Origin of the sequence: Novosphingobium gossypii, from assembly GCF_050433305.1 — a bacterium.
Taxonomy (GTDB): Bacteria; Pseudomonadota; Alphaproteobacteria; order Sphingomonadales; family Sphingomonadaceae; genus Novosphingobium; species Novosphingobium gossypii.
The window spans coordinates 19936-38225 of the sequence record NZ_JBNPXM010000002.1 but is presented as its reverse complement, the minus strand read 5'-3'; the positions used below and the strand labels follow the sequence as shown (position 1 = coordinate 38225).

The following is an 18290-nucleotide window of genomic DNA, read 5'->3' as shown; positions in this document are numbered from 1 at the left end:
GAAAACGTTGTGCGGAATCAACGGAAATCTGTCATGGTTCAGTTCTCCGCATACCTGCCCAATGAGGCGATCAGTCCCAGGATGGCGACTAATCCGATGCCACAGATCAGCAGGCCCGGATCAGCGTCACCGGTGGCATCGATCAATCCGCCGAACAGCGGCGGCCCGAATGCCGCGCCCAGGCTGAAGAGACCTAGCACCAATCCGTACGTAGCGCCGTAATTCTCCAGTAAGGCATAGCGACTGGTAAAATAGGCCAGCATGTCGACCTCAGCACCTGCGGCAAGGCCCAGCATCAGCGCGGCTGGAATTGCGGGGCCGTGCAGCCACAGGATCGCGCAGGCAATTGCAGGGGAAGTCAGGAACAGGCAGGCGACGTGCGGGGCGTGGAATCGATCGAACAGCCAGCCGACCACCAGCCGCGCAACCAGCACTGCCATGCCGACCAATGCTGCCATTCGGGCCGCCTCGACGGGGGCAACACCACGGTCGATCAGCATCGGCACGAGATGGACAATCAGCGCTGCCACGATCGCACCCAGCAAGAATCCGATCAGCGCGATTCGGGCGGTTGCAGGGTTGATCTCTATCCGACCGCGATCGCCCGGTTGCGTTTTAAACGGGGGGCGTGGTTCTCCACGACCGGCCAGCAAGCTGACCGGAATGCCGATCGCTGCCACAATCATCGCCAGCGCTTGCAGGCCTGTACGCCAGCCGTGCGCGACGATGAGCGGGCCAAGCAATGCCGGGACAAACATCGCTGCCGTACCGGTACCCATTAGCATAAGCCCCAAAGCCAGGCCGCGGTGCTGATCGAATCGCAATGAAACGACCCGCGCCCATATCGCTGGTGTCGTGCCGCAGCCAGCGAGCGACACCAGCAACCACAGGGCGTACCATGCGATCAGCGAGGGGCCGCACTGCGAAAGTGCGAGAAAAGCCAACGGAGTAGCGATGTAGCTAACAATCGCTATGGCGCGGTTGCCGATGCGATCCGCCAAACGCCCCACTAGCGGAGCGGACAGGAAGATGCCCAGTTGCTGAAAAGTGGCCGCGCCGGAAACCTGCGCGCGGCTCCAGCCAAACTCAGCTTGCAGCGGGGCGACGAACAGGCCTAGCGAATAGAAGCCGACACCCATCATACCCACGCCGATCGCCAGCGCTGCGGCCAGCACCGTCTTCCATCCAGCAGCAAATTCGGAACGCGCGGAAAAAAGCGTAGTTGCACCTTCAGTCATCTTGGCATGCTGACACCGCCATGACTTTCGAGCAGTCGCCTGAATGGAGAAAATTCGCAGGGCGGATATGGACCTGTTCGAGATGCCAGCCGCGGCAAGCGATTGAGGGCTCAGCTCTCAAGATCGCGCTGCCCGATGCGGTCCGTTAAGAAGCTCATAGCGCAATTTCAGGCACATGATACCAGGACCAACCTGTGCCCCTGATAGCAGACGCACTCGCCGGCGGCGAGGTGGTGATTGGCCACGGCCACTTACATTGTTGTGTCGGTCAGCCCGCCGGTTCGTCGGCTCTTTGAAGCATTGAAGGGCAAGAGCAGCATGGATGCTCGCTTTGACAGGCCGCTGCCCGAAGATGAATACCGGGTGAAATCTGGTTTGAGGGCTCTGCTTGACGGCCTTGCGCTGATCTGATCGCTGGGGTGCCCATGCGCTCGGCGTTTGCGCTTGCGAGGCAATCGCATATAAGAGCAATCCCGTCGCGATCAGTGCCGCGCCTGCCATATGATGCGCTACTTCGGTGAAAGTCCGCCGAGCTTTCTTTGAATAGCGTCAACGTCAGAAGTCAGGTTTCGGGTAGCGATATATTGACCAACATGATCAACATGTGACGCGGAATTTTCCGCCGTGAACATCTATCTCCTAATCCTTTCTGCGACGTTCGCCGCATACCCAAACGCCATGCGGACGTGCTTGTAAGACACGGGCTTTGCCGCTTAAACTGTGCCGCTGTCTTCTGATCCTGGGAGATTTGATGAAGCCTAGAGTTCTTTACTGCGCACTGGCACTACTTTCGCCGTCGATCGCGGAGGCGCGCCCGTCGCAGTGGTGGTACGTCGCGCAGGGTGCGGACAAGGTGCTGTTCGTCGATGTGGGATCGATAACACGTGATGGCGAAACGGTTCGCTTTCATGCCAACCAGGTCTTGCGGGAAACAGGCAACCCTGCCGCTTCGCTCAGCGCATATATGATCGCGGACTGCGAAAAGCGCACGGAAACCTGGGATCTTGTTCAGCGCTATGGAGCCGACGATGAGCGTCTGGACGATGCAGCACTCAGCTATGCCGGTTCCGAACCGGTTGCAGCGGGATCGGTCGGCGAAGCCCAGTTGCAGTTCGTCTGCGCCACCGATCGCGCATCAGCCGGGGGCTTTCCGCTGGCCATCGACCAGGTCGCTTTCGCCGAGGCGCTGATCGCCGATACCCAGGCTTCTGAAAGCCCCGCCGCCCTTCACGAGCGGATGCGTGCGGACCCGGCGGTGCCCGTCATCCGCTCCACGGCACCCTCCCCCGAAACCTTTGGCACCCTGCAGACGGCGGTTGTCGGCCATGCGCTGGTTCCTCCGCGCGACTATTCGAAGGGCACGCAGGTGCCGGACGCAGCAAGCTACGATACGGACGAGAGCGGTACGATCTATGACATCTCCTATCGCGGGATCGAGGAAGGACAGCTTGCCTTAGAACTGCGTGGTTACAGCATCGATGATCTTGTCCATGCCAGCAGCGGCCAGACGATGCGGTTCCCTGTGGACCAGAAGACGATCCAGATTTTGGACGTTCAGATCGACGTGGTGACAGCAACGCCGCAGGATCTGCGCTTTCGCGCCAGTCGCGTTCCGCGGGAAGATGCCGAAGCACCCTTTGTCTGCAGGGATCCGGCATGTACCGCGCAATGATCCGCGCCGGCGCGTTATCGCTGGCCGTTCTGACGATTCCGGCGATGGGACAAGAGGTGAAGACCATCGACCCCGTCGTTGAAATGACGCAGCAGTGCGACGACGATGATGCAGGCGCCTGCGCGCGGCTGGGCAACCGGCTGCTCGATGGCGATGGCGTCGAAAAGGACGAGGCAAAAGGCGCTTCCATCCTCGGGCAAGCCTGTCAGTTGGGTGAGATGCCAAGCTGTACGATGGTCGGCTTTCTCTATGGCAAGGGCCAGGGTGTCGAGCGTTCTGCCGAGATCGCCAGTGCATACTATGCATATAGCTGCCACGGCGGCGAAGCGACCGGATGCTCCAACCTGGGCCTTGCTTATATCCGGGGGGACGGTGTTCCACCCGACGATAAGCGCGCCGCGAAGCTTTTCCAGGAGGGCTGCACCCTGGGCGCGACGGCGGCCTGTGCCAATCTCGGCTCCTCCTATTCGCTGGGCAGGGGTGTCAGGCGAAATCAAGGAAAGGCGGCGCAACTGTTCCGGCAGGCGTGCGATGCCGATGACCAGCATGGCTGTTACAACCTGGGCGTACTCTACCGCGACGGACTGGGCGTGAAACGGGATTACGTTCGCGCAGTCGCACTGTTCGAAGGATCGTGCGAAGCCCGCGACGCCAGCGCCTGCGGCAATCTTGGCAGTATGGTGGACGATGGTCGAGGAACAACGAAGGACCGTCAGCGCGCCCTCCATCTGCACGACGATGCGTGCACATTGGGCGCGGCCGAAAGCTGCTTCACGCTGGGCAGGGCCTATCAGACCGGAAATGGACGCGATCGCGACGATGCACGGGCGATTGCATTGCTGGAACGGGCGCTGGCGCTGGACCCTGAAACCCCTTCCGCAGGCGAAGCGAAGAAAGCCCTTGCCCTTTCGCAGCCCACCCCTGCCTTGTCTGCACCCGTCGTAAAGGAGGAAGCACAAGGCAATGGCGACACCGATGTCGAATAGACTGGTACGACACCTGTCTCTGGTTCTTGCCGTGGCGTGGCCCGGCTTGCCCACGGCACGAGCGAATACCGCCGCAGCCACGGCGGAGGAGAACGTGATGACCTGCGGCATTCAGGGACAGGATCGCCCGGTGTCGGTGTCGATCGCGGGCGCACGTGCGATCTACCGCTACGGCGCTTCACTGCAACGGCCGGAACTGACGCTCACAAGTTCGCTTGCGGAACTGGATTACCGGCGGAACAGTGATGTAGGCGACACGATCGACGAAATCGTGACCTTCAACAACGGCGATACCGCCTATCGCATCACCGCCGGTTTCAGGAACGGGGCCGCGCCCGATCCGACCGCCCTGCACCCGTTTGGATTGCTCACCGTAAGCAGAAGGGGCAAGACACTCACCAACCTGACGTGTCGGCCAGACAGCATCAGGCGCGTCCATGATCGCTTGCTTGCGCGTATGCGGGACATCGGTCGGGAGCGGTCTTCCGATGGCCAGTCGTTCCCGAACTACCAGATCCAGTATCCCGCGCCGGCAGCCCAGTCGGCCCCGTGCAAGATCGATTTCAACGTCGATACGTGCTGGAGCCGCGGCGTCGCGTCCGCACGCGGCGGGGATCTGCGCCACGCACTCGAACACTACGACATGTCGTGCACGGCGGGTTTCAACGACCTTGGCTGCTACGAGGCAGGCAAACTCTACCTCCAGAACCGTCAATTGCGGGATTATGCCCGGGCGCAGGCCCGATTCACGCAGGTATGCGACGGCGATGATCCGGGTCGCGGGCCTTACGCCTGCAAGTACCTTGGCTGGATGCACCTGACCGCGACCGGAATGACCCGTGATCTCGACAAGGCATGGTCACGGCTGGCGCTCGCCTGCTTCCTGCACAACAACGTGGACATGATCGACCCCGAAGGCTGCCACTTCTTCGCGCAGACTGTCGCCGCGGTGCGCAGCACGGCACCAAGCCGCTATGCAAAGGCCGACCTTGTGGCCTACGTCGCGCTTGCACAGGCCTGCACCGACAATGCACAAACGGTATGCGACGAGGCCAAGGCTCTTTACAGAAAGGGAGCGGCGCAACACGCATCGTGGATCAAATCCTGCGATGCGTTGGTCCGCACCCGCAAAACCTTCGCCTCCTGCGAGGCCATGGCGCAATCCGGGGCCGACTACGATACGGCCATGGCCACGCGTGGCAAGCTGAAGTCGATGTTCCTGGCTGCGCTGAACAACCTGAACTGAGCGCCTTTGCCACCGCTCCGAGCAAGCTGGAGAAAAAGGATCGAACGGCTGCGCCCGCCAAAGCGGTGTCGCTCCAGCGGCAATGCGTCTGAGCAATAGGGTCGACATGGAACCCGCCGAAACAAGCCCGCCAGCGGTCTGTCCGCTATAACCGCAAATCATTGCGAGCGGACCACAGTCGGATAATACCGTCGTCCCTACTTACTCCGCTGACAGCTCGCCATGGTGCCTTCGGCGCGGCTTGAGTTCGCTGACGACCACACCAGCGACGATGAAAACGGCGCCGAGGATCGCCAGGGGCGGGAGCCTGTCGCCCGCGATCCGCCCGATGATGCCGGCCCAGACAGGTTCGCTGGCATAGATGATCGTGGCGCGGGTAGGTGACACGGATTTCTGTGCCCAGTTCATCGTCAACTGGATCAGAGCACTTGCAACGCCCAAGCCAAGTCCAGCAAGCAGCCAAACCCAGGAGAAGTCCGGAATGCTCTCGCCAGCGATGGGCATCATGGCGAATGATAGCAGGCCGCCCACGATAAGTTGCACGACGGTGATCCTGGAACTTTCCACTTCCGAGGCAAACCGGCCGATCAGGATGATCTCGGCAGCGATGGCTGCGGCGCTGAGCAGCGTGGCAACCTCCCCATGCCCGAGGCCGACCTGCCATGCATCCGGGCCGGCAAGCAAAACCAGACCTATGAAGGCGAGAGCGATACCGGCCCACGTCAGCGCACGCGGCGGTCGACGCATGACCAGCCACTGGACGAGCGGTACCATCGGCACATAGAGCGCTGTCAGAAAAGCCGATGTGCTGCTGCTGATCGACTGCAGGCCATAAGTCTGCAAACCGTAACCCAGGAAGATGGTCACCCCGATTGCCGATCCGGCCACCAGTTCTTTCTTCGTGAGGCCCACGATTGCCCGGCGAAACACGACCATCGTAAGCAAGCCTGCCGCGACAAAGCGAAGGCCGACGAAAAACAACGGCCCGGAATGTCCGACAGCGAGGTGCACGATCAGGAACGTAAAACCCCAGATTAGGGTAATTCCGATCAGTGCAGCTTCATGGCGGCTGAAAAAGGCTTTGCCCATGGCGTTGTTGTGCAACATAATGCGCATCTATGAGCAATATAGTGCGCAGTCAATCCACTCGAACCGATGTACTTTCGCACGTCTCCGACAATCTCAAACGACTGCGCCATCTGGCAGGGCTCAGCCAGGCGGCCCTCGCAGCGGCGTCAGGCGTAAGCCGCCGGATGATCGTGAACCTGGAGGGAGGCGACACCAATGTCAGCCTGTCCAGCCTCGATAAGCTGGCTTGGGCCCTCGGTGTCGATTTCGTGGCGATGGTTGCCGATCCACAGGCCAATCCCGAGCGTATCGAAGCGCTGACCTGGAGGGGAGGTGACGATGCCAGCAAGGCTGTACTCCTCGGCAGCGTTCCTGCCGCTGCATCGGCTCAGCTCTGGTCCTGGTCGCTGGGGGTGGGCGGTCGATATTTCGCGGAACCGGATCCGGCGGGCTGGCACGAAATGATCTTCGTATCTGCAGGAAGGCTGCGGATCGACAAGGCCGATGGGGCAGTCACGATCGACGCGCATGACTTTGCAATCTACAGCAGCGCACAGGCGTTTTCCTATACGAACATAGGCGACGAAACCGCCAAGTTCACTCGCGTCGTCGTTTGTTGAGCACGAAGACGGGGGAGCTTGTCAGTAGCATTGGGAAACGCGGCGATGTGCCACGATCCGGCGTTCGTTCTCAGACGAACCGAGCCTTTGTGATCCTTCAGCAGCCGATTTCGCGTTCCCAGATGCTGTAGGTCCGCTTTCGCAACCAGCATGTCCAAGAATGAACGCCCGCACTCGTAGGTCATTAGTCACAATCTGTTCGGCGCCTCGCACGATCGACATAGCGCCCAGACCATTGGCAACCTCATCCTCATTGCGGCCAATGAAATGGTCCGATCGGCATAGCCGAAAACAGCTGCATGAGGGACGAGGGAGTGTACTCTCGATCCCGCCGAAGAAATCGAGCCTTCCGCGGAGAAGCACTTTGGAATTGGAAGTCGGAATCGCCACGGGCAAACTGCGGGGACGGACAGTTGATGGCGTCGCCGCGTTTCTGGGGGTGCCTTATGCCACCCCGCCAGTGGGCCCGCTGCGTTTCGCGCCCCCTCGCAAAGTGGAGCCCTGGCGTGATGTGCGCAACGCACTTGAGCCGGGCGCCAATGCTCCGCAGCGGGTAAAGTCGATGCCGGGGCTGGACGTCAGCGCTCTCATCGGGACGGGCTGGCAGCCGGGCGACGATTACCTGACGCTCAACGTCTGGGCGCCGGCCGACTTGCGGCCCGGCCTGCCGGTAATGGTGTTCATTCACGGCGGCGGCTTCGTGGTCGGCAGCAAGGATGCCCCGGTGCAGGACGGCAGCGCCTTTGCGCGGGACGGCGTAGTATGCATCGCCATCAATTATCGCATGGGTATCGACGGCTTCCTGCCGATTCCTGGTGTCCCTACCAACCTGGGCCTGCGCGACATGATCGCCGCGCTCGAATGGGTGCGTGAGAATGCTGTCGCGTTTGGCGGCGACCCGGCCAACGTTACCGTCTTCGGTGAATCCGCCGGAGCCATGGCGATCGCCGACCTCGTCACCTCGCCGCTCGCCAGGGGGTTGTTCCGCCGCGCAATCGTGCAGAGCGGACATGGGCGCATGACCCGCGACATTAGCGTCGCCCAGCGGCTGGTGCGCAAACTGGCGAAGCTGCTGAAGATCACGCCCGACGAAGCCGGTTTCCGCAGTGTGGAGCCGGGCGAGCGGCTGCTTGATGCGATCGAGACGGTCAGCCTGCCCAGCCCCCGGCTCGATTTGCGCGATGCCGAGGGGCACGAACCGGTGTTCGGCATAAGCCGCTTCATACCTGTGCATGGCGACGATGTGCTGCCGCTGAAGCCGCTCGACGCGCTGCATACGGGTGCGGGGGCGGAGATCGATCTGCTGATCGGCACCAATGCGCAGGAGATGAACCTCTACTTCATTCCCACCGGCGTCCGTGAGAAGATCGGGCGGCTGCTGGCAACCTACGTGTTCCACCGCGTCCATCCGAGTGCGCGCAAGCTGCTCAAGGCTTACGGTATGGGCCGCAAAGGGGTGAAGCCGGGGCAGGCCTTCACCGATGCCGCGCACGACCTCGTGTTCCGCTGGCCCGCCCGCCGCTTCGCCGAGGAGCATCGCGGCCGCACGCATATGTACGAATTCGAGTGGTGCTCGCCGCTGTTCGGTGGACTCGGAGCGGCGCATGCGATGGAACTGCCTTTCGTGTTCGACACACTGGCCGCCGCGACTGGCTCCGAAGGGCTCTGCGGCGAAGCGCCGCCACAGGAACTGGCCGATCGCGTTCATCGCATCTGGGTGGATTTCGCCCGCGACGGCACCCTGCCCTGGCCCGAGTTCACCCGCGCGCAGCGCCACGTCTACCAGTTGGCGCGCGGGGAGGCGATCGAGGAGGCTCCCTTCCCTATCGCCCCCTTCCTTCCCTGACGGAGCACGCCCATGTACCTTGAACGACTGAAGCTGGATGGTCGCCGCGCACTCGTCACCGGCGGCGCCAGCGGTATCGGCCTTGCCTGCGTGGAGGCGCTGTCCGAAATGGGAGCGCAGGTCGTCATTGCCGATCTTTCCGAACCTGCGATCGCCAGTGCGCGCGCGGTAATGGAAGCCAAGGGGCACGGCTGCGAGGGTGTGGTGATGGACGTTACCAACTCCACCCGTGTGACCGAAGTGGCAGACCGGCTTGGTGCGATCGACATCCTCGTCAACAACGCCGGCATCGCCCGCAGCGAAACCACCGCCGAGACTGTTGCCGACGAGCACTGGCTGAACGTCATCGACGTCAACCTCAACGGCACCTTCTGGTGCGCGCGCGCCTTCGGCCGGCACATGCTGTCAGCGGGGCGTGGCAGCATCGTCAACGTCGGGTCGATGAGCGGCTTCATCGTCAATCGCCCGCAGGGGCAAAGCTACTACAACGCCTCCAAGGCGGCCGTTCACCAATTGACGCGCAGTCTTGCTGCCGAGTGGGCCGACCGGGGCGTGCGGGTAAATGCCGTCGCGCCGACTTATATCCGTACCCCGCTGAATGAATTCGCCGACAAGGAAGGCGCAATGTACCGCCGCTGGATCGATTCCACCCCGATGGCGCGCCTTGGCGAGCCGGAGGAAGTGGCGTCGGTGGTGGCCTTCCTTGCATCTGATGCCGCAAGCCTGATGACCGGCAGCATCGTGCTGGCCGATGGCGGCTACACCTGCTGGTAGTCCGCAGGTGCAGTGTGGCGATCCGAAAAGTCAATTCAATGCCCCGAACGGCACATTCGAACGCCCTCGCTTAACCTTTCAGATAGGTTAGACCTGTCATATAGGCTGTAGCGCCGACTCCTCAGGCACGTACCCGAGAGAGCGGCGTCGGGAGAGAACTATGAAATCACGAATCTGCCTGCTCGCCGGTGTTTCGTTCCTGGCCGCGTCTACCGCCTCCAGCCCGGCAATGGCGCAAAATAGCGCGCCCGCCGCCACTGATGCCGCTCCTGAAATCGTCGTCACCGCCCGCAAGCGTACGGAAACCCTGCTGGACGTTCCCGTCGCCGTCACTGCCGTCAGCGGCGATGCACTCGCCAGGCGCAACATCAATTCGGTGCGGGAGGCGGCCGTTCTGACACCGGGCCTCAACATCAGCAGCGACGGTGCGGGCCGTGCCTTCGTGTCGATCCGTGGCGTCGGCGTTACACTGGTACAGTCGGTGCAGCCGGGCGTCGGCCTGTTTGTGGACGGGATTTATCGCCCCAACACCGCCTACCTCAACAACCCTCTGCTAGACGTGGAGCGCATCGAAGTGCTGCGCGGGCCGCAAGGCACGCTTTATGGCAAGAACACCCTGGGCGGCGCGATCAGCGTCATCACCCGCCAGCCCGGCAACGACTTCGAGGCGCGCGGTCAGGCAAGCTATGCCGGGCCGGACAACGCCTGGCTGGTTTCCGGGTCGGTCTCGGCTCCGATCGTCACCGACAAGCTGGCGATCCGCGTGGGGGCCTCGCACCGCCAGCAGGACGGCTTCATCAACAACACCAACATCGGGGGCAAGGCCAACAGGCTGAACACCGACTCGGTCAGCACCACCATCCGCGCCACACCCACCGACGACTTGACCATCGTGGTCAACGGCTACTACGACTGGGTGAAGGGCGCCAACGTGCCCTATGCCCGCGTCACCGGCCCGACCGATTATTCGCGCGACAACCAGTTCGACAGCCTTGGCACCACCACGTACAGATACCGCGGCGTCAACGCGCGCATCGAAACGCCGATCGAGGCGCTGAACACCAAGGTTTCGCTGCTCGCCGCCTACGACCTGCGCAACAGCAGCGCGCCGGACACCGACGGCGATTTCGGTCCAAGCAACCCCGCGCTGCCGATCCCCGCAGTGCGCCAGGGCGGCACCGACGCCTTGCGCACAAAGACTGTGGAACTGCGCTTCGACACCGAATTGAGCGACCAGTTCTCAACGCTGTTCGGCCTGTTCTACAGCCGCGAGACGACCCGGTCGGACCAGCTCACCAACATCGCCATTCCGCTGATCGGCCTCAGCCTCAACAACCGCGCACAGAACTCCACCAAGGCGGATACCTACGCCGCCTTCGGCACCGCTTTCTGGAAGCCGAACCCGGATTGGGAAGTCGCGCTCGGTCTGCGCTACGATCACGAGGACCGCTCCGCGACCGGCCGCGTCAACGCAGGCACGCCCACCAGCGTCGGCCTGAAGTCCAACCAGGTCGAACCCCGCCTTTCGATAACCCGCCACTGGAACAAGGAGTTCATGACATACGCCTCGGTCGCGCGCGGTTATCGTGGCGGCGGTTTCAATGCGGTGACGGCGCCGGTGCGTGTCTACAAGGGCGATTCCGCGTGGACTTACGAAGTGGGCGCCAAGTATGCCTCGGCCGATCGCACCTTCACCCTCTCGGGCGATGTGTTCTATTCCGATTACAGGAATTACATCGGCCTCAACTCGATCGCCCCGGCTTCGACCGGCGGCCTGGTCACAGTCGATCTCAACTCGGGCGACGTGGAAAGCTACGGCGCCGAAGTGGAGGCGACTTTCAAGCCGGTGCCGGAATGGACCCTTTCGGGCGGCGCCACTTACATGCATGCGCGCCTGACCGACAGTTCGCCTTACACCGCCGTCACTGGCCGCACCCTGGCGACCAACCGGCTGACCTTCCAGCCCGACTGGATGTTCAACCTGTCGAGCGACTACGTGGTGCCGGTCGGCGAAAACAGCCTGACCTTCAGTGCCAGCGTCAACGGTAAGGGCAGCCGTTCGGCCGCCAGCCTCAACCAGACGACGCCGACGATCCTCAAGAGCTACGTCCTTGCCAACGGTTCGATCACCTATCGCATGGGTAATGTCGAACTCGCGGTGTTCGGCAACAACCTGTTCAACAGGAAGTATTTCGACAGCTATATCGAGAAGACGACGCTGGCGCTTGCCGGGCTACCGGCATCCGATCTGGGCATCATCGGCGACCTGCGTCGGTACGGCGTACGCGCCAGCTTCCGTTTCTGAGGGACACCATGTCAGCACACTACACCCCGCAGCCGCGCAAGCCCCTGCCCGAAGGTTTCCTGACGGCGCTGCGCAGCCTGTTCGGCGACCGTCTGCAGATGGGCGAGGCCATCCGCCTGCAGCACGGCAGCAGCGAGGCGCACTTCAGGCCAAGCCTGCCCGATGCGGTGGTCTTCCCCCTCTCGACCGAGGAAGTGGTGGCGCTGGTCAAGCTGTGCAGCGCGGCACAGGTTCCGGTGATCCCCTTCGGCGCGGGCACCTCGATCGAGGGCAATACCATCCCCGTGCGCGGTGGGGTGACGGTGGACCTCAGCCGGATGGACGCGATCCTCGAAGTCCATGCCGAGGACTTCGACTGCACGGTTCAGGCCGGGGTGCGGCGCGAACAGCTCAACGAGCACTTGCGCGACATGGGCCTGTTCTTCCCGATCGATCCGGGTGCCAACGCCACCCTCGGCGGCATGGCGGCCACCCGCGCTTCGGGCACCAACGCGGTGCGCTACGGCACCATGCGCGAGGCGATCCTGTCGTTGCGGGTGGTGACGCCCGACGGCAAGGACATCCGCACCAGCCGCCGCGCCCGCAAGTCAGCGGCCGGATACGATCTCACCCGCCTGATGATCGGCAGCGAGGGAACGCTGGGCATCATTACCGAGGTGACCCTGCGCCTCCACGGCATCCCGGAAGCGATCTCGTCCGCAGTCTGCAGCTTCGAGACGCTTGAAGGAGCAGTCGATACGGTAGTTCAGGCGATCCAGATCGGCGTGCCTCTGGCGCGGGTGGAAATTCTCGACGACACGCAGATGCGCGCCGTCAACCGCTGGTCAAGGCTCGACTATCCCGAGCTGACAACGCTGTTCTTCGAGTTCCACGGGTCGCATACTTACGTGGAGGAGCAGGTTCGAACGGTGGAGGAGATCGCCGGAATGAACGGCGGTGGCCAGTTCCGCTGGTCGAACCTGCCCGAAGAACGCTCGAAACTGTGGAAGGCCCGGCACGAGGCCTACTACGCCGCGGTCAACATGCGCCCCGGCGCGGTCGGCTGGGCGACGGACGTATGCGTGCCGATCAGCCGCCTCGCGCAGTGCATCATCGAAACCAAGCAGGATCTGGAAACCTCCAGCGTCCCCGGCACGATCCTGGGCCATGTCGGCGACGGCAACTTCCATGTGGTGTTCTCCGTCGACCCCACCGTACCTGAGGAAATGGTCGAAGTGGAGGCGATCAACGAACGCCTTGTGCGCCGGGCGCTGGCCATGGACGGCACCTGCACCGGCGAACACGGCATCGGCCTTGGGAAGCAGGATTGGCTCGTCGAGGAACTGGGTGACGCGGTACGCATGATGCGCCTTATCAAGCAGGCGATCGACCCGCATGACCTCTTCAATCCAGGCAAGATCTTCGTGAGGGAGGGCTGACCGATGGACAGCCTGCATCTCGTCGATCCCGACCTGCGGCCGCTGCTGGATCAGTTCCCGGTGGTGCACCTTTCGACTGACAATCTCGCCGATGTCCGCGCGCGGGCGTTCCCCGCACCTCCGACCGAGGATCGCGGCGTTACCCTCGAACGCCGCGGCGTCCCCGGCTCGGATGGCGCTCCCGAAATCGCCCTGCACATCTATCGCCCCACTACGGAGGCGAACCCGCTGCCGTGTATATACCATATCCACGGCGGCGGGCATGTTGCCGGCCAGGCGTCCGACTTGGAGTTCCTGCATCGCCCGCTGGTCGCCGATCTGGAATGCGTGCTCGTCTCGGTGGACTATCGCCTCTCGCCCGAAGCGCCGTTCCCCGCGGCGATCGAGGATTGCTATGCGGGGCTGGGCTGGGTCTTCACCCATGCGGACGAACTTGGCATCGATCCCGCCCGCATCGGCGTGATGGGCGAAAGCGCGGGTGGCGGCCTTGCCGCCGCGCTGGCGCTGCTGGCGCGTGACCGGGGAGAGTACGGGCTGGCGTTCCAGCACCTCATCTACCCCATGTTGGACGACCGGACCTGTACCGCTGCCGATCCCCATCCCTTTGCCGGGCAATATATCTGGCCCGCCGCGAACAACCACTTCGGCTGGTCGGCGCTGCTAGGCCACGAGCCGGGCGTGGAGGGCGTGTCGCATTATGCCGCCCCGGCCCGCGCCGCAGATCTGGCGCGCCTGCCGCCCAGCTTCCTCTCGACCGGCGCGCTCGACCTCTTCGTCGAGGAAGACATGGACTATGCCCGCCGCCTGATCCGCGCCGGCGTGCCCACCGAACTGCACGTCTATCCCGGAGCGTTCCACGGTTTCGACATCTTCGCCAGCGCGCAGGTTTCCGCCACGGCCCTGCGTGACAGCCGCGCCGCGCTTGGCCGTGCGATGAAGGCGAGGGACTGATGGCAACGGCGCCCTACCCAGCCATTCCGGCCACCGCGACTTTCGCCAGCCGCCTCGTCCCTCTGCTGATCCTGGCCATCGCGATGGCGGCGGGCTTCACGATGATGGGCTCTTTCAGCATGGTGCAGGAAAGCGCCAAGGCGGAAATGGGCCTCAGTGATACCACGCTGGGCATCGTGCAAGGGGTGTCGGCAGCGGTGCCGCTGGTGCTGTTCTCGATCCCGATCGGCATCCTCGTCGATCGCCGCAACCGGGTGCGCCTGCTCATCGCGCTGAGCCTGATCTGGACTGCCGGAACGCTGCTGACCGCCTTCGCGCAGAGCATTCCCGTGCTGTTCGGTGCGCGAATGCTGGCAGGTATCGGCACCACGGGTGCGCTCACCGCCGCGCTCTCGTTGACCGCAGACTGGTGCAGCCCCGCCCAGCGCGGCCGGGCAATGTTGGTCGTCACTCTGGGCAAATGTCTGGGCCAGGCCGGTGCCTTCGCGATGGCAGGCTGGCTGCTCGGCCTGCTGCTTCAAGCCTCGCTGCCCGGCCTTTCCGGTCTTGCCCCCTGGCGCGGCACGCATGTCCTGCTGGCCGCAATTAGCCTGGCGCTTACCCTGCCGCTACTCACCCTGCGCGAACCCGCACGGCAGGAGGTGGCAGCCGGAACGCATGCGCCCTTGCGCATTGTCGCGGGTGAACTGTGGGCGCGCCGCGCGTTCCTGATACCCCTGTTCGTGGGGCAGGTCGGTGTGGTGATGGCCGATGCCGCCGCTGCGATCTGGGCCTCGCCCGTTCTGTCGCGCAGCTACGGCCTTGCCCCGCAGGACTTTGCCGGGTGGATGGGCGCGCTCATTTTCGCGACCGGCATGGCAGGCTCGATCCTGGGCGGTATCGCGGCCGATCTGGGCCATAAGGCCGCGCGGCGCGGCGGCCTCCTGACCGGCGCGGTCGTTGCGGCGACGATGGGCGTACCCGCCGCGCTGTTTCCCATCGCACCTACCGTCCCCGTCTTCGCGATGGCCATAGGGGTGCTAATGCTGTGCGGGACGATCACCGGGCTCATCACCTCGGTGGCACTGACGGTGCTCATCCCCAATGAACTGCGCGGCCTGTGCATTGGCGCATTCATCGCGCTTGCTGGCCTCGTCGGCTTCGGGGTCGCCCCTTCGCTGGTCACCGCAGTCAGCGGTCTGCTCGGTGGCGAGGCGCATCTCGGCCGGGGCCTGGCCATCGTCGGCGTGAGCGTCAGCGTCATCTCGGCTGTCGCCTTCGGACAGTCGAAGCGACAGGCCCCGCCATCAGCGACGCACGAACCTATCTGATAGCTGTTGCTCTAGGCTATCAGATAGGTTACGTTCTCTCTCAAAGAACAAAACGAGAGGCTGCCCGCATGCAGAACCAGATGGCCGCGATTGAGGTTTCACCCGAGATGCTCACGCTCGTGGGCAACGGCAAGGTGGGCCGGATCGCCTTGCCACCGCGCGCAGTCGGGTTTGTGATGACGTTTGGTATCAAGGACAGACACGCCAGCCTGCGCTACCATTGCAAGCCCAACCTCAGCCTGCTCGACAACGAAGTCGAAGCCCGCCTGATCCTGCTGGTCTCGCGCGATGCGTGCGAGCGGATCGCCGGTGGTCCCCTGCGCTTTGCCGAGGGTGCGCTGTTCCACGTACCCGCCACACTGCGTACGATCGCGCTGGCGATCCGCGACTGCGACCTGCCGGAAGCGGCTGCCACGCCTTATCGACTGGCCAAGAGCATCGAACTGCTGTGCCACCTGCTGCGCGCGCAAGGCGCCGACGTGCTGGTGCCGATGAGCGCGGATGGCGCCCTCTCTCCCGAAGACACGCAGCGCCTGCTTGCGGCCCGGCGGGTGATCGACGAACGCTGGGCCGAAAAACTGACGCTGGACATGATCGCCCGCGCAGCGGGTCTCAATCGTGGCAAACTGACGCGGGGTTTTCGGGAGATGTTCGATTGCACCGTGGCCGACGCGATTTCCGGCCACCGCCTTGGCGAAGCGCGGCAGATGCTGCTGGCTACCGACCTGCCGGTATCCTCGATCGGTTATCGCTGCGGCTATCTCAACAACGCCAGCTTCACCCGCGCCTTCGTGCGGCACTTTGGCGAAGTGCCTACCCGACTGCGCGCCCGGAGCCTTGCCGCATGAGCACACGGCTCATCGAAAGTGGCGGCTCGCTGGTGGATCACGCGGTTCAGGCGGTCCGCAATCACATCCGCGATCATGACCTTAAAGTGGGTGACAGCCTGCCAGGCGAAGGCCATTTCGCGACCGCGCTGGGCGTCAGCCGCGCCGTTATGCGGGAGGCCTTTGGCGCGTTGGCGGCGCTGCGACTGCTCGATGTCGGCAATGGCCGTCGAGCGCGGGTCGGCGCTATCGACGGCTCGGTGATGGGCGCCTCGCTGGACCACGCCGTCACCACTTCGCAGATCAGCGTGGCCGAAGTCTGGGACGTGCGCCGCACGCTCGAAGTGCGCATAGCCGCTCTCGCAGCCGAGCGCCGCAGCGACGAACAGGCCCGGCAGATCGTGGCGCTTGCCGATGCGATGGTTCGCGATCAGGCCGACATGGCGCTGATGACTGCGCACGATACACAGTTCCATCAGATCCTCGCCGCCTCGACCGACAACCTGCTGTTCGCTCAGATCGTGCGTTCCTTCGCGCCACAGATGGAGATTGCCGTTCCGCGCGCGTGGGAAACCCGCCACGCTCAGACCGAGAAGACGGCGATCCTCTCCTTGCATGGCCGCATCGCCGAGGCCATCGCGGCAAAGCGGCCTGCCGAGGCCGCCGCCGCGATGGAAGCGCATTTCGATGCGTCTATAGGTGATAATCTATCCAAGTAACTTGTATGAAAAGCGGCTTGAGAGTTTGTCCTTCAATCCTGCAGCTCGTACAACAGATACAGCGCTTCCCGCCCCCCTTAAGACGCTCCGCTTGAAGTTCGTTCTTCAGCTAGCCCCACCAATCGCGCCGGGCGTCAGCACCAGCGCCAGTATGACCAGGGCCGTGCAGACATAGGCCCAGGCCCCCATCCCGGCCCAGGCGATACGGCCTGCCGCACGCTGGTGTCGCTCGGCTTTCTCAAGCCGCTTCGCATAGATGATCACGCCGGTCACCGACATTCCCGTCAGCACCATGCCGAACAGAAACCAGATGACCTTGGTGGCGAAACCGCCAAAGGTGCCGAAGTGAAGCGGATCGGCCATTTCCGAAATTCGCTGATGCACGTCGAGATCGACCCCGTCGAGCGCAGTGAGCACCTTGCCGTCTGCTGGGTCGATAGCCAGACCATTCGCACGGTCGCGAACCAGCCAGGCGCTGTCCTGCCCCAGCAGGACCACGCCATTCTCTTCGGTGAAGCGTATCTCGCGAATGTCGAGTTGCGGACGCATACGCCGCGCCTCTGCAACCAGACGGTCAAGCGCTGCGCCGGTCGGCGCGGGAACCATCGTTTCTACCTTGGTCAGCTTCGGCACCACCGCATTGCCGCCAAGCGTCTCGACCAGGTACCACAAGCCTGTAAGCGCGATGAGGGCAACGAACCAGAGGCTCCACAGCCCGCCAAGCCGATGAAGGTCGCCGCTCAGCCGGCGTGCATCGCTGCCGCGAGGCAGGCGGAAGAAGCCCCTCCACCACTTCTTGTAGGTTACGATGCCGGTCACCAACGAGGCCAGCAGCAGCAGCGCCAGCGAACTCACCAGCGGAATGCCGATCTTGGTCGGCAGCATCAGGTGGCGATGCGCCTGTCGCAGGAAGCGATGCACGTTCGCCCAGCCATGCGTGCCGGTCACTTGCGCGCTCCAAGGGTCGACATAGACCCGGCGGGGGGCGCCCTTCCCCATGTCCACCCAGGCTTCAGCGGCGAACCAGGGGTCTATCGGCGCATAGAGCGTCTGCAATCGACCATTTGGCTCGGCTTTTGCCACAGCCGCGGCCAACGCCCCCCAACTGGCACGAGGGCCGTCTTGCGGCGAGGCCCGCATTGCGGGTGTCACCAGCCAGTCGATCTCATGGGCGAAGACGGCAAGCGTACCGGTCGCCAGCACAAAGGTCATGAAGATCGCCAGCTTCAGCCCGACCCAGCTATGAACCCGCCACCAGAGCGAACGGCCTTTCTCGCCGCCCGCCTTCTTGCCCCGCGCCTTCGCCATGG

General features: G+C 63.5%; 16 protein-coding genes. 13 read left to right on the top strand and 3 right to left on the bottom strand.

Annotated features, from left to right (window positions below):
- Positions 1–38 precede the first annotated feature (38 nt).
- Positions 39–1238: an MFS transporter gene (locus GGR40_RS05795; RefSeq protein WP_429275261.1), complete on the bottom strand. Its 1200-nt coding sequence runs from the start codon at positions 1236–1238 to the stop codon at positions 39–41.
- Positions 1239–1475: 237 nt separating this feature from the next.
- On the opposite strand from GGR40_RS05795, the gene GGR40_RS05790 reads away from it, so the two are divergent.
- From GGR40_RS05790 to GGR40_RS05775, 4 genes are all read left to right on the top strand, one after another.
- Entirely contained in the window at positions 1476–1649 is a 174-nt protein-coding gene (locus GGR40_RS05790; protein ID WP_429275260.1) for a glycosyltransferase family protein, read from the top strand.
- 340 nt (positions 1650–1989) lie between these two features.
- Positions 1990–2910, top strand: coding sequence for a hypothetical protein (locus tag GGR40_RS05785; protein WP_429275259.1), 921 nt, complete (start codon positions 1990–1992; stop codon positions 2908–2910).
- Positions 2895–3896, top strand: a complete 1002-nt coding sequence (locus GGR40_RS05780) for a tetratricopeptide repeat protein (RefSeq protein WP_429275258.1) — start codon at positions 2895–2897, stop codon at positions 3894–3896. The genes GGR40_RS05785 and GGR40_RS05780 overlap by 16 nt, the downstream gene beginning before the upstream one ends.
- The gene (locus GGR40_RS05775; RefSeq protein WP_429275257.1) at positions 3886–5142 is read left to right on the top strand and encodes an SEL1-like repeat protein; all 1257 of its coding nucleotides are present in this window, start codon (positions 3886–3888) and stop codon (positions 5140–5142) included. The genes GGR40_RS05780 and GGR40_RS05775 overlap by 11 nt, the downstream gene beginning before the upstream one ends.
- Before the next feature lie 201 nt (positions 5143–5343).
- Here the strand turns inward: GGR40_RS05775 and GGR40_RS05770 are convergent, their stop codons facing one another.
- The gene (locus GGR40_RS05770; RefSeq protein ID WP_429275256.1) at positions 5344–6258 is read right to left on the bottom strand and encodes a DMT family transporter; all 915 of its coding nucleotides are present in this window, start codon (positions 6256–6258) and stop codon (positions 5344–5346) included.
- 2 nt (positions 6259–6260) lie between these two features.
- Here GGR40_RS05770 and GGR40_RS05765 point away from each other — a divergent pair, with 2 nt between their 5' ends.
- The 9 genes from GGR40_RS05765 (at position 6261) to GGR40_RS05725 (ending at position 16980) form a co-directional block, all read left to right on the top strand.
- A complete protein-coding gene (locus GGR40_RS05765) occupies positions 6261–6830 on the top strand; it encodes a helix-turn-helix domain-containing protein (RefSeq protein WP_429275255.1) in 570 nt (189 codons plus the stop codon).
- A gap of 364 nt (positions 6831–7194) precedes the next feature.
- Positions 7195–8676 carry a carboxylesterase/lipase family protein gene (locus tag GGR40_RS05760; RefSeq protein ID WP_429275254.1) on the top strand — a complete coding sequence of 494 codons (1482 nt, stop codon included), beginning with the start codon at positions 7195–7197 and terminating at the stop codon, positions 8674–8676.
- 12 nt (positions 8677–8688) lie between these two features.
- Positions 8689–9450, top strand: coding sequence for an SDR family NAD(P)-dependent oxidoreductase (locus GGR40_RS05755; protein WP_429275253.1), 762 nt, complete (start codon positions 8689–8691; stop codon positions 9448–9450).
- 160 nt (positions 9451–9610) lie between these two features.
- The gene (locus tag GGR40_RS05750; RefSeq protein ID WP_429275252.1) at positions 9611–11755 is read left to right on the top strand and encodes a TonB-dependent receptor; all 2145 of its coding nucleotides are present in this window, start codon (positions 9611–9613) and stop codon (positions 11753–11755) included.
- A gap of 8 nt (positions 11756–11763) precedes the next feature.
- Positions 11764–13173 carry an FAD-binding oxidoreductase gene (locus tag GGR40_RS05745; protein WP_429275251.1) on the top strand — a complete coding sequence of 470 codons (1410 nt, stop codon included), beginning with the start codon at positions 11764–11766 and terminating at the stop codon, positions 13171–13173.
- Between the two features lie 3 nt (positions 13174–13176).
- Positions 13177–14124, top strand: a complete 948-nt coding sequence (locus GGR40_RS05740; protein ID WP_429275250.1) for an alpha/beta hydrolase — start codon at positions 13177–13179, stop codon at positions 14122–14124.
- Positions 14124–15434 (top strand): MFS transporter, encoded by a 1311-nt coding sequence (locus GGR40_RS05735; RefSeq protein WP_429275249.1) that lies wholly within the window; start codon positions 14124–14126, stop codon positions 15432–15434. The genes GGR40_RS05740 and GGR40_RS05735 overlap by 1 nt, the downstream gene beginning before the upstream one ends.
- A 68-nt stretch (positions 15435–15502) precedes the next feature.
- Positions 15503–16282 (top strand): helix-turn-helix domain-containing protein, encoded by a 780-nt coding sequence (locus GGR40_RS05730; RefSeq protein WP_429275248.1) that lies wholly within the window; start codon positions 15503–15505, stop codon positions 16280–16282.
- Positions 16279–16980: a FadR/GntR family transcriptional regulator gene (locus GGR40_RS05725; RefSeq protein ID WP_429275247.1), complete on the top strand. Its 702-nt coding sequence runs from the start codon at positions 16279–16281 to the stop codon at positions 16978–16980. The genes GGR40_RS05730 and GGR40_RS05725 overlap by 4 nt, the downstream gene beginning before the upstream one ends.
- A 105-nt stretch (positions 16981–17085) precedes the next feature.
- On the opposite strand, the gene GGR40_RS05720 is transcribed toward GGR40_RS05725, so the two are convergent.
- Positions 17086–18288 carry a PepSY-associated TM helix domain-containing protein gene (locus tag GGR40_RS05720; RefSeq protein ID WP_429275246.1) on the bottom strand — a complete coding sequence of 401 codons (1203 nt, stop codon included), beginning with the start codon at positions 18286–18288 and terminating at the stop codon, positions 17086–17088.
- Positions 18289–18290: the final 2 nt, after the last annotated feature.